Raw genomic sequence first — 12,350 nt, 5'->3', positions numbered from 1 at the left:
CTATTGTAGCATCAAGTTTTTTGATTGGACAAAATCTAGTTTCCATCGTAACTTGCATGTAGTTGAATAGGAAAAAAATATTAAAAAGATATAATTATGAAGTTAGTGGTTTCCCCGGCAAAGAGTTTAGATTATGAAACAGCATTCTCCACTGAGATTGTTACGAATCCAAGATTTATGGATCAATCTGAACAACTTGTAAAGTCATTAGCCCAACTATCTTCTGAAGACATTGGAAAACTGATGAGTATCAGCCCTAAATTATCGGACCTGAATAAGGAAAGATTTATGGATTGGAAAAAGGAGTTTGATCCAAATAATGCTCGTCAAGCGGTTTTTGCATTTAAAGGAGATGTATATGTGGGTTTAGATGCTTACTCATTAAGTAGCGATCAGCAGGCCTACCTTCAGGATCATTTAAGAATCTTATCAGGACTCTATGGTATATTGAAGCCAATGGATTTAATGCAGCCATATAGATTAGAAATGGGTACAAAGTGGGGAGTTGATGAGCACAAAAACCTTTATTCTTTTTGGAAAGAGACGGTTACGACATCATTGAATGAAGAATTGGGTGATGGCGAAATGCTTGTGAATTTAGCATCTAATGAATATTTCAAAGCTGTAGACAAGAAAAAGCTGAAGGCCGAAATTGTAACGCCAATCTTTAAGGATCATAAAAATGGAGCCTACAAAGTGATTAGTTTCTTTGCAAAGAAGGCTAGAGGTTTAATGGTAAGATATATTGTTGACAATAAAATTGATTCTATTGAAGGGTTGAAAGGTTTTGATTATGAAGGTTATACTTATAATGCTTCATTAAGCAAAGGCAATGAACTTGTTTTTACAAGAGGATAGATAAATGTTATTTACTTTAAAAAGCCACTTTAGATTACGCTAAGGTGGCTTTTCTGCTTATATTTAAACTAATGAATAAGCAATGGTTATTTTCTAAGAAACTAGATCTACTTTTTTTATACCTACCTATTTTTTTGACTTGGGGTTTATGTTTTGCATTTGATAGCACATTTGCAGATATGCAAATTCCCTTGTTGGTGTGGGTGTTTTTTGTGTTAGGAGTAGATGTATCACATGTATGGAGCACTATTTTCAGAACATACCTTTCTAAGGATGAAAGAAATCATTATAGTTCTATAATTAAATTAGCACCTATAATTGCTTTCGTTTTCACATTTATTTTTTCTTGGTATTCTGAAGATCTGTTTTGGCGAATTTTAGCCTACTTTGCTCTTTATCATTTTATCAAACAACAATATGGTTTTCTAAAGCTATATCAGTTAAAATCTTCAGTAAGAGGTATTCGATTAAGGGATGAGTTTATGATATACATAGGCACACTTTATCCTGTTTTTGTGTGGCATTTTTTAGGAGATAGAAAGTTTAATTGGTTCAATACAGGTGATTTTATCACATTTCCAATTCTTTCGGAAGGGTATGTGACAGTATTCAATTTTCTCTACTTCGGAATTTTAATCGCATGGATACTTGAACTGTTCCTTTTATCTAGAAGGCAAAAAACACTATTCCCGATAGGTAAAGTACTTTGGGTTGCTTTTACTTTTGGTACTTGGTGGTTAGGTATAGTGTATTTTAATTCAGATTTTTCATTTACAATCACTAATGTAGTTGCACATGGAATCCCTTACATGTTTTTAGTGTTTTATTATGTAGAAGAGAAAAAGGTAATACAAAAAAATGATAGTCAGTCTTTTAAGAAGGTAACTGTTAGCGTGTTATGGATGTTACTGATTTGTCTCTTTCTAGGGTCTTCCGAAGAATTATTCTGGGATGTCTTTATCAATAACGAAAGGGTAGACTTATTTGGAGACTGGCAAGAGTTCTATATCGATCATCGTTTTTACAGAGCTTTAATTATCGCTTTATTATCCCTTCCTCAAATTACCCATTATATATTGGATGGTTTTATATGGAAAGGGAAAGATAACCCATACATTAAAAATATTTTTACGAGATAAATGAATAGAAGACATTTTCTTCAGTTGTCCTCCACTGCTTTGTTGGGGGTGCTTACAGGTTGTGATACTAAATCCGAAGACTATCATTTTGAAGTACAGGTAAGGTCAGATGATAAGGTAGGCCACCTGGTTTATCAGAGTAAATCATTTCCTACAGAAGTAAAAGGAAAAACGAAGACAATTATAGTAGGAGGTGGAGTAGCCGGGCTGACGTCAGCCTATTTATTGAATAAGGAAGATTTTTTATTATTTGAGTTATCTGATCGCTTTGGAGGGAGTTCGTCATCAGAAGTACATGGAACTACAATTTTTGCTCAAGGTGCCCATTATGATATGACTTACCCAGAGAAGTTTGGGGCTGAAGCTCTTCATCTTTTGGAAGAGTTAAATATCATAGAAAAGAAAGGAGCGTTTTATGAGTTTAAAGACAAAGAGTTTATAATCTCAGAGTCCTTTTTGAATACCACAAAATACAAAGGAGAATATTATAATGAAGTCCTTTTACCTTCAGAAGAAACTTCAAAGTTTTATGAATTAATTAAACCCTATTATTCCAAGATTACTTTACCCACTCGTTTATCTTCAGAAGATACTAAGTCGTTAAATGAGATCAATTTTAAAGCATGGTTAATGAATCAGGACATAGAATTAACAGAACAGTTGGTTCGAGGGTTAAATTATCATCTAATAGACGACTTTGGGGCAGGGATTGAGCAAGTTTCCGCCTTTGCTGGGATCGCATATTATGCTGTTCGACCAGAATTTGGTGAGTGTTGTACTACTTTTTCGCCTCCAGAAGGGAATTATTATTTTGTAAATAAATTGATGGAACAAATCCCCACAACTAAATTACAAAAAGGACATTTAGTCACTTCAATTCAAAAAAAAGGGGATCAATTTGAAGTAAGTGCCATTGATGTAAAAGATAAGAAGAATAAGGTGTATTATGCTGATGAAGTCATTTATGCAGGGCAGAAGCATTCACTGAAATATATCTTAAAAGATCATCAGCCCCCATTACAACATTTGGAGCAAGCCCCTTGGATGGTCGTGAATCTTATTTTGAAAAAAGGAAACTCAATCCCTTTTGGGGCATGGCAAAATGAAGATTTGTCTAACGAAACTGAATTTATGGGTTTTGTAGATTCCACAACTCAAACCTTAAAAGAAGATAGAGTTCTGACAGCCTATTATTGTTTTTCTTCTTCTGATAAACATCAATTGACAAAAGTATCAGAATACCGAAATAAAATTGCAGTGCAGACTTGCCGTAATATTTCTTCATTTTTTGAGCTAAAGGAAGAAGAATTTATTTCTCAAATTGAAAAAGTATATATAAATTTAATGGGACATGCAATGCCAATTCCTGTACCTCACTACCTTTTTAATGACTTGAATGACAATAGACAACACGAAAAGTTAGTATATGCAGGTGTTGACAATGGTAGGCTACCCTTTTTGACTGAAGCAATTGATTCCGGGATAAAAGCCGTGGAGCTATTAGGACATAAATAATCTTTTTAAACTCAAAAGACTAGACAATTATGAAAGAACTACTATTAGAAATTCTTACCGAATGGGGATGGAGTTTAATCTATATTCTCATTTTTGCAGTGATTCTCTTAATCGCCAAATTTCTCAAAAGAATCATTTATAAAGATGATGTTGATGTACAGTTGACAGAAAAAGATAATGTGGCTTATGGTATTTCTATTGGAGGATATTTTGTCGGTGTTTTTGCTATTTATATTGGAGCTTTAATAGGCCCTTCTGTAAGTTTTTTACAAGATATAGTTAACGTCACGGCATATGCATTGGGTGGTATTGCTATCATGTTCCTTTCGTCTTGGGTGAATGACCACGGAATCTTTAGAAGAGTGGCAATCCGTAAAGAGATTAAAGAAAAGCATAATATTGCTGCTGCAATTGTTCAGTTGGCGTCTCTTTTAGCATCCGGTTTAATGATTGCGGGAGCTATTAAAGGAGAAGGAGGAGGACCTCTACAAGCTTTCGTCTTTTATTGTATTGGTCAGGTATTTTTGGTTCTTTTTACAAAAGGCTACATCAAATTTAGGTCTTATGATATCCAACATCAGATTCACGAAGGGAATATTGCAGTAGCATTTAGTGTAGCAGGGAAGATGATTTCAATTGGGATTATTGTAATGATAGCAATAGGTCATGACTTTTTGGGTTGGAGTAAAACTTTCATTATGATTTGTATGGATGGTACAATCATGATCTTTATTTTACTGATAGTAAGTTATTTCTTCGATAAATTAATTATTCCTAAATCTGATTTAGATTATGAATTAGTGGAGGACAAAAATATCGGAGTAGGAGTCCTTGATTTTTGTGTGAATCTAATGGTTTCTTTACTCGTATTTTTCCTTTTCTAATCAATAGTTTTTTATACTACTAAAAGCATAACCGTAGTTGATAATGCGGTTATGCTTTTTTATTACATTAAAATATATGTTAGATATCAAATTAAATAAATTCTCTTAAATTATTCTTCTAAATATTAAAATAAACATTGTTATTGATAATGTGATTTAATAAGCTTAATTCGGAAGTTGAATTCATCGTAGTTTTATATTAAACTATTTAAATGAATTAATCCGTGAAAGACTACCTTTTTGTTTTATTAATAGTATTTGGCTTGTCGACCAATTCCCACGCACAAGACAACGAAGTAAACACTACGACCAATAGCTCCAATGATCGGTATGAGATTGGAGTTAATATTAAGATTGTAGATGGAAATGCGTTAGATGCCCTAAAACTTATTCCTGCAGTCGATGTAAATGCTGATGGAATAGTTAGCTATAGAGGAAATGAGGGAGTTCAAATTTTCATCAATAACAGACCCGCCAGTCAATCAGGTGAATACGGTCCCATCTTAGAGCAAATTCTTATTCAAGATATTAAATATATAGATATCATTTCTAACCCATCTGCCCGCTATGATGCCGATGGGACCTCTGGTATTATTAATATTGCAACAAGCTCTAATAATCTAAAAAATACTTCAGCCAACGTCATGTTGGGCTTTGGAAGCAGGGAAAAATATGATGCTGGAATCGGATTACAAAAACAAGAGGGTAAACTATCTTTAAATACATCCTATACTTTTAAAGAAGAGAACAGGTATACTTCTATGGATGCCAATCTTCAGAATTTTGGAGAAAACGAACCCTTTAAAAATACAGACCAAGGATATTATGGTGACAACAACTTCAAGAAGCATAACATACAGCTCGGAGCTCAGTATGACTTCAATGAACACAATAATTTAAGCATCTCTACCAATATTGTAAAAATAGACTGGCTGAGAGATGGAGATCTCTGGACTGAAGTAACAGAAGAAGGAAGTATGCCTCATCGCTCTGAACAAAACAATGTGAATGAAGGCAATAAGGTAAAGGGAGAAGTGAGGCTAGATTATTTACATACCACTGACAGAGAAGGGGAGGAATTAGCTTTTAGTACTGCCTATGCAGCAGGTGATGTGGGAATCTTTAAAGAATTAGGAACTATGGAGCAGAATTATAAAGATGCGACTTTCTCTAATTTTTCATTTCAAACAGATTACACAAGACCAATTGGTAATTTGAATTTAGAAACAGGTATGAAACAAACTATCAGGACTAAGACCGAAGGATTTAATGTCATGAATTACGATGAAAACTCAGATGATTTTATTCCTGACGAATCAAGAAACAATATTTTTAATTATAATGAGTATGTAACGGCCGCATATGTAATGGTGTCGGGTACTCATAACAAGTTTACTTACCAAGTAGGAGCTAGAGCTGAGCAAACATTTATTAGAACCAACTTAGAATCTAACCCTTCAGATATCTTTGAGAATGATTATTTTAAACTTTATCCTAGTTTAAACTTAAAACAAGGTTTATCTGAGTATGATAATTTATTCTTTACATACACAAAGAAAGTAGAACGTCCTAGCATGCGAATGATTAATCCTTTTGAAGATTATTCTAATCCAAGTTATATCAATAAAGGTAACCCAGAATTAGATGCGTCATTTATTGATTCATTTGAGTTAGGGTATAATTTGAACAAAGAAAAAATCAACTTCAAAGGATCTTTGTATTATAAATTGTATCAAGATCCTGCAAGATGGTATACTACTGAAGGTGAAAATGGTGCCATGGTCAATTCCGTAGAAAATATGGATAAAGCTTCAGATGCCGGAGTGGAATTTATTGTAGATGCAGAGATCAAGAAATGGTGGAACCTTAATGCAAATGTTAACCTGTTTTATAATATGATTGATGGCCGAAGTATTGATCCGAATGTGTATCAAACCAGTTTTAATTGGAGAACTACTGTTACATCAAATATGCAACTTTGGAAAGGTTCCCAATTAATGATTTCTGGTACTTATTTATCTCCTCAGAAAAATCCACAAGGTGATGTCTACAGTAGGTATTTTATCAATGCATCGCTTTCTCAATCTGTTTTAAAAGGTCAAGGTAGTTTGGTATTAGTTTGGGATGATATGTTAGATACGCAAGAGTATATAATGAGTAGAGATCAACCAACTTTTTCGGAATACAAAACGTATGGTTGGGAATCAAAAGTGGTCCGACTGACTTTTAGATATAGAATAGGAAACTCTGCTTCAAGTAAGAAAAAGCAATCTAATGGATTAGGAAGTACTACAGATGCGATTTTTAACTAGGGCAGAATAGGTTGAAAATGGCCTGAAGAAAGAATATATTGCAAATTATCGTTAAAGTTAGAACTTAAACATAAAAAAATCGGTATAACATAATACACGATATGATTATGGTGTTGCTTGATTGAAAGAACACCTCAAAATTTTATACTACTATTATTATATACTACATTAATCATGAAAGTTCTAAACCTAATTAGATTTATTGCCCTAAACGTTTTATTAATCAGTGTATTTTCATGCTCTAACGATGACTTGGATGATACACCTTCAACTTTACCGGTTCAAGTCAATACATTTGCAACTTACTCAGTAGATGAGTTTGCAACCAGCGGAACAGTAAGTATTGAGTTAGATGAAAACGATAAAATATTGGTCAGAGTTGAATTGTCCCAACCAGTAACCGAAGAACAGACGGTAAAGATTTATAATGGATTATTTGATGGAGTGAATCATGAAGTTTACCTGACTCTTAATCCAATTGCAAGTGGAGAAACAACTAGTATTACTGAAGTTGTACAAAGTGATAATGGAAATAATATTATTTTCGAACAGCTTGTCAGTGAAGATCGAAACCTAAGAGTTTTAAAAGAGAGTGAAGACCCTCTGTCCATCAATGTTTTTACGGATTTGGGAGAAAATGCTTTCGTACAATCAGGTGAAAAGAAGTATGCTATAATCGATGCTGATTCTGCAACAGTAGCTGAAGCGGTAATGCTGCCTAGAGAGAATGAAGATACACCAATGTTAGTTGCTGTAAGGATGATAGATAGGGACGATAGTAAAGATTATTATCCAGTAATCAGAACAGGTACAGCTGCAACAGGTGCATCAACAAATGATATTATAGTAAGTTTACCTACAATTCTGAAGTTTACGAATGATAACAGTGCCGCAGTTAGTTTTATGAATCTAACCGATTATACAACACCACTTTCAATTGTTGATGGTTTTTTAATCATTACTGAAGAAACCAGTTCAGGTACAGAAGTAGGAAGAGGAGATGTTGGAGGAAATGAATTAACGGGGAACTATAATGATTACGTTTTCGATAATGAGAAGAACAAAACGTATGATGGCACAGTAAGATTACAAGAGAGGTATAATGGTAATGTGCTAGTGGCTTATCAGATGCATTCAGGTGATCAAAATCCAGACGACACTTCGTTAGTAGGAATGTACGTTTCCAATCACATTCAGTATAATGAAGGAATGGTCGAAATGTTAACGGATTATCAAGCCGGAAGTGGATCAGTTTTTTATTCTGATGTGAGAGCCATAAAATATGATGCCTTGTTAGCTTCAGATAATCACATTAGAATGTTTCAAGGTACAGAAAAAGATGGTGATTATTATGTTGTTTCCAACCTTGGTACTGCAGCTTATACGGGCATCAACATAGAAACATCAATTACGTATTTCGATGGGGTTATTGCTGAGCCTTTAAAAATCAATTTAAAACAAAGGGTCAATGAAAAAACAGAAGGCGTTATTGAGTTTGACTCCTTTATAGCTTCAAATGAAACTTATGAAATTAAGATTTACAAAGGAACAGATTACAATGCAGAGCATCCGATCGAATTAGTTGACTTTTCTGCATACGATAATATGAGTGGGCCAGTTTTTTACCGAGATGTTCATTCAGATGCCAACAGTAATCCAATTAAATATATTGATATGGTAGGAGGACAAAATCATTACAGAGTATATAGAAAATTGGGTGAGGGTGATTTAGAGTATATCGGTTATGGCATAATTGAATAATATATCTGATAAAATATTTCAGAAGGGTTATTACTTATTGAGTAGTAACCCTTCATGTATTATAAAAAACTTCTTCCTATATTAGTCTTTCAAAAATTGAAAAAGCTTAATTGATGAGTAAACCTTACAAAATAATTACCACTACTGTTGATGCTTTAAAAGGTGATATATCACTACTAGACGGTGAAGAATTAAAAAGGTATAAACGATTTATTTCAGAGGTTAAAAAAGAAGAGTTTCTGACTGCAAGAACTTTCCTTAAGTATGCACTTGCTAAAGAATTAAATTTAGAACCAAAACAGATCTCACTATCTTACTCTGAGAATGGCAAACCATTTCTTTCAAAGATATATGGTGATTTCCATTTCAACCTATCGCATAGTAATGGTTATATTGTTTTAGTCACTTCCCAAAACGAAATAGGTGTTGATTTGGAGCCTATTTCTGCTTTGGATGAAGAGAAATTAAAGTGGTTTTTGTCTACTCAAGAGTTGAATGAAGTAAAATCTATTCAAGATGCAGCACAAAGGAAATTAGCTTTATTTCAATTGTTTACGATGAAAGAAGCTTTTATAAAAGCTACAGATAAATCTTTTTTACTTGATACTTTTACTTTTTGGTATATCGATGGCAACTGGGTATTACAAATAGCAGGTGAGAACAATTGGCATTTTGATTTAAAAACGATTGGCAATGAGCTGGTAGTCGCTATCTGTTTTAAAAAAACATTAAAATAAAGGTTGAAAACCCATATAGGAAACCATAATTTTAGCAATACTCGCTAATAGAAACGTTGAGACTAAGAAAGAAAGAGCGATTGCTTCGATGATTTCTAAACCAAAGTATTTAAACAAAGAAGTAAACTTTACAGTACCAAAACTGAGTAAAGTCAAGGCGGTAAAGATGATGAATATTTTCTCCATATATTTAATATAAATTTAACCTAAATGTGTTACGAATGTGAAAATAAGAAACAACGTTACTATATCTTTACATATTGCCTTTATTTCTTGTTTTTATTAACATAAAATCACAACAATTCAGGCAGTTCGTATCGATTACTTTGCAGTAATTCCCATTGAGAGTCAGTTAGAAAGGAATTTTTATAATGAAAACAAGATTAATAATTACTTTTATATAATTAGTAATAATTTATTATTAATTTCTACGTTAGAAGGTATAGAATCAATCTATTACTACTTTTCAAGAAATGGTCTTGAATTATAAAATACTAATTGAATAAACTACTAGCATGGAGAAAATTAAAGCCATTATTACAGGAGCAACCGGAATGGTTGGTAAAGGTGTTCTATTAGAATGCCTTGAAAGTAATGATGTAGAGAAAGTATTGATTATTGTTAGAGAATCTACAGGTATAAAACACCCAAAATTAAGTGAAATAATACACAAAGACTTCTCAGACTTTTCAACAATTATTCCCCAGATGACGGATTACGATGCTTGTTATTTTTGTTTAGGAATTTCATCTGCTGGTATTTCCAACGAAAAATACCATGAGATTACTTTTGATTTGACAATGCATTTTGCCGAAATTGTTTTGCCTCTTAATCCTGAAATGACATTTTGTTATGTTTCTGGGGCAGGAACAGCCACCGGTGAAGATTCATCAATGAATTGGGCAAATGTAAAAGGGAAGACTGAAAATGCAATTTTGAAAATGCCTTTTAATCAATCTTATATGTTTAGGCCGGGATTTATTCAGCCTGAAAAAGGGGTGACTTCTAAAGTACCATTATACAAAGCGATTTACCTTTTTGTATCGCCTCTTTTCTCAATTCTGGATAAATTATTCCCCAAAAGTATCACCACTACATCAAGGCTAGGAAAAGCGATGATATCAGTGGTGAAAAATGGTTATAGCGAAACCTACTTAGAGAATCACGATATTAATAGGGCAGCATTAAAATAGTTTTATAAAAAAAGGAAGTCGGCCGGGTTGTAATTATTCTAGCAGTGAAAAGTTGGCCAACGTTCCTTTTTTAGTGTGTAGTTATTAGATTATTAAAAGGTAATAGAGATGTGCTAACTTGCATTTAGTATAGCGTTAGCAGCCTCTTTCATTATATCAGTTATGACATTAAAAATTGTACTCCAAGCATCATATACTTGTGTGGTCCATTGTTCTTGGAGTACCGTTTCTAAAGCGTAAAATAAAGCTTGACGAACAGCTTCATAATGTTTTTCTTGAATATTATGTTCAACATGAGTTCTTCCAAAATCTTGCAGGATTGGAATTATTAATTCAATATCTTGTAAGCCATTGACAATAGCTGACAACATAGGGATGAGTTTCCTTTCTTGATCTTTTGGATCTAATTGTATGGAAGACTCTAAAGACGTTTCTACTTGAAATAATTTTGAAAAGAATAATTCAGAAACTTGTCCTCGGTGTGGCGTTATTAAAGTAAAAGAATGCTGAACAAGTTCAATTTGCTTAGTAGAAATCAAATCTTTTGGACTGTTTTTCTTTTTACCTAATAGTGAGCTTATAAAACCCATAGTATTAGTTTATGATATAAAGTATAATGAGAAAACTTAAATTATGCAGTGGCTTGGCTCACTGAAGGAATATATACAGCCTGATTAAAGTTTTCTGTAAAGAAATTCGTCTCTTCTTCAATGATACTTTCCACTTGAGGAACAGTTCTTTTTCTTCTCAATATCGTATGATCTGTTTGTTGCCCCAAATCATCCACATTCAATAACTTTGTTCCTAAATTACAGATCTCTGTAGATACTGTTCTTGGTGAGCAAAGGTCAATGACAAGTTGAGGAGGTTTATTATTGAAATGTATACTTTTATAAGAGTGAGCCTGTTGACGAGCCGTAGTCAAAATGATATCAAACATATGTAGTTTTTTAGCATGTAAACCATAGTCAATGCTATTGAAGCCATATGTTCTACTCATTTCTTTTGCTTTCTTCATTGTTCGATTGGTCACCCAAACATTTTTTGTATTAAACTTGCTTAGAAAGTAACAAACATCACTTCCCATTTCTCCCACACCAATAATTAATACTTTCTTGTTTGAATCTTTATTGTATTCTTTCTGAATGATATTTGCCGCTGCATAAGAATTGGATGTAATACCATAATTGTACTCTGTTTCAGAAGATATTCTTTGATAAAATTGAATGAATCTTTCCATAAGACTATTCAATACATTTTTACTCATACCTTCCTCTTTTGAAATCTCAAATGATTTTTTGAGTTGACCAAAAACTTGGTGATCTCCTAAAAGAGTAGAATTTAAACCGATTCCGGTACACAATAAATGCTTTATAGAAGCCTTACTTTCTTTTTCTTCCACATACTCCTTATACTTCTCCGAAGGAATTAGACATTTATGAGCACAAAGTACTTGCAAAATATCGTTCGTCTTAAGTGTATCAGCACTATAATAGATTTCAGTACGATTACAAGAACTATAAATCATTGCTTCATTAATAGAAAGAATTTCTTTGAACTGATGAAGTAACTGTCTAACTTCTTGATTGTTAAGAGCAAATTTTTCACGAATTTCAACGTTTGCTTTCGTGTGTGAAATAGAAAAGAGTTTTAAATCGGCTGTCATTGTAATACAAGTTTAGTGTGAGAAGTGTGGTATCAGAAAGTGCTTAATAGCATGTATAACTTTTAATACATTACAAAGGTAGATGTCTGTAATCTCCTTTACTATGTTATATTTCATCAGTCATTGAGTTTTATATAAGGTTGTAAACTGTTTTTTCGCAGGATTAATTATCATAAACTATTATTCATAAAGATTCATTTAACAATTTTTATTAGTGAATGAATGAACATTTATTAAATAACGCTCGTTAATAACTCCCAACTACGTTTTAAAGGCCTCTTTTGA

General features: G+C 32.9%; 11 protein-coding genes. 8 read left to right on the top strand and 3 right to left on the bottom strand.

Going from position 1 to position 12,350, the window contains the following annotated elements; translation table 11 throughout:
* Window positions 1-96: 96 nt before the first annotated feature.
* The 7 genes from yaaA (at window position 97) to PL77_RS03420 (ending at window position 9,206) form a co-directional block, all read left to right on the top strand.
* Window positions 97-858 (top strand): peroxide stress protein YaaA, encoded by a 762-nt coding sequence (yaaA, locus tag PL77_RS03450; protein ID WP_044201809.1) that lies wholly within the window; start codon window positions 97-99, stop codon window positions 856-858.
* 71 nt (window positions 859-929) lie between these two features.
* The gene (locus PL77_RS03445) at window positions 930-1,997 is read left to right on the top strand and encodes a hypothetical protein (RefSeq protein ID WP_044201807.1); all 1,068 of its coding nucleotides are present in this window, start codon (window positions 930-932) and stop codon (window positions 1,995-1,997) included.
* The gene (locus PL77_RS03440; RefSeq protein ID WP_044201805.1) at window positions 1,998-3,512 is read left to right on the top strand and encodes an NAD(P)-binding protein; all 1,515 of its coding nucleotides are present in this window, start codon (window positions 1,998-2,000) and stop codon (window positions 3,510-3,512) included. It abuts the gene before it with no gap.
* 29 nt (window positions 3,513-3,541) lie between these two features.
* Window positions 3,542-4,396 (top strand): DUF350 domain-containing protein, encoded by an 855-nt coding sequence (locus PL77_RS03435; protein WP_044201803.1) that lies wholly within the window; start codon window positions 3,542-3,544, stop codon window positions 4,394-4,396.
* 224 nt (window positions 4,397-4,620) lie between these two features.
* On the top strand, window positions 4,621-6,708 hold the full coding sequence (locus tag PL77_RS03430) for an outer membrane beta-barrel family protein (RefSeq protein WP_044201801.1): 2,088 nt from the start codon (window positions 4,621-4,623) through the stop codon (window positions 6,706-6,708).
* A 174-nt stretch (window positions 6,709-6,882) separates the two neighbouring features.
* A complete protein-coding gene (locus PL77_RS03425; RefSeq protein WP_044201799.1) occupies window positions 6,883-8,469 on the top strand; it encodes a hypothetical protein in 1,587 nt (528 codons plus the stop codon).
* Window positions 8,470-8,582: 113 nt separating this feature from the next.
* Window positions 8,583-9,206 carry a 4'-phosphopantetheinyl transferase superfamily protein gene (locus PL77_RS03420; protein ID WP_044201797.1) on the top strand — a complete coding sequence of 208 codons (624 nt, stop codon included), beginning with the start codon at window positions 8,583-8,585 and terminating at the stop codon, window positions 9,204-9,206.
* On the opposite strand, the gene PL77_RS03415 is transcribed toward PL77_RS03420, so the two are convergent.
* On the bottom strand, window positions 9,198-9,392 hold the full coding sequence (locus tag PL77_RS03415; RefSeq protein WP_044201795.1) for a hypothetical protein: 195 nt from the start codon (window positions 9,390-9,392) through the stop codon (window positions 9,198-9,200). The two genes, PL77_RS03420 and PL77_RS03415, sit on opposite strands and share 9 nt — an antisense overlap.
* A gap of 329 nt (window positions 9,393-9,721) precedes the next feature.
* Between PL77_RS03415 and PL77_RS03410 the strand changes: the two genes are divergently transcribed.
* Window positions 9,722-10,399 carry an NAD-dependent epimerase/dehydratase family protein gene (locus tag PL77_RS03410; protein WP_216595873.1) on the top strand — a complete coding sequence of 226 codons (678 nt, stop codon included), beginning with the start codon at window positions 9,722-9,724 and terminating at the stop codon, window positions 10,397-10,399.
* Window positions 10,400-10,512: 113 nt separating this feature from the next.
* Here PL77_RS03410 and PL77_RS03405 read toward each other — a convergent pair whose 3' ends face one another.
* Both PL77_RS03405 and hemA read right to left on the bottom strand, forming a co-directional pair.
* Entirely contained in the window at window positions 10,513-10,989 is a 477-nt protein-coding gene (locus PL77_RS03405; protein WP_044201792.1) for a globin domain-containing protein, read from the bottom strand.
* 41 nt (window positions 10,990-11,030) lie between these two features.
* A complete protein-coding gene (gene hemA, locus PL77_RS03400) occupies window positions 11,031-12,065 on the bottom strand; it encodes a glutamyl-tRNA reductase (RefSeq protein ID WP_044201790.1) in 1,035 nt (344 codons plus the stop codon).
* Between the last annotated feature and the right edge of the window lie 285 nt (window positions 12,066-12,350).

The organism is Flammeovirga sp. OC4, from assembly GCF_000812565.1.
Lineage (GTDB): Bacteria > Bacteroidota > Bacteroidia > Cytophagales > Flammeovirgaceae > Flammeovirga.
Note: the sequence above shows the minus strand (reverse complement) of the source record. Positions and strands in the feature narration are given on the sequence as shown.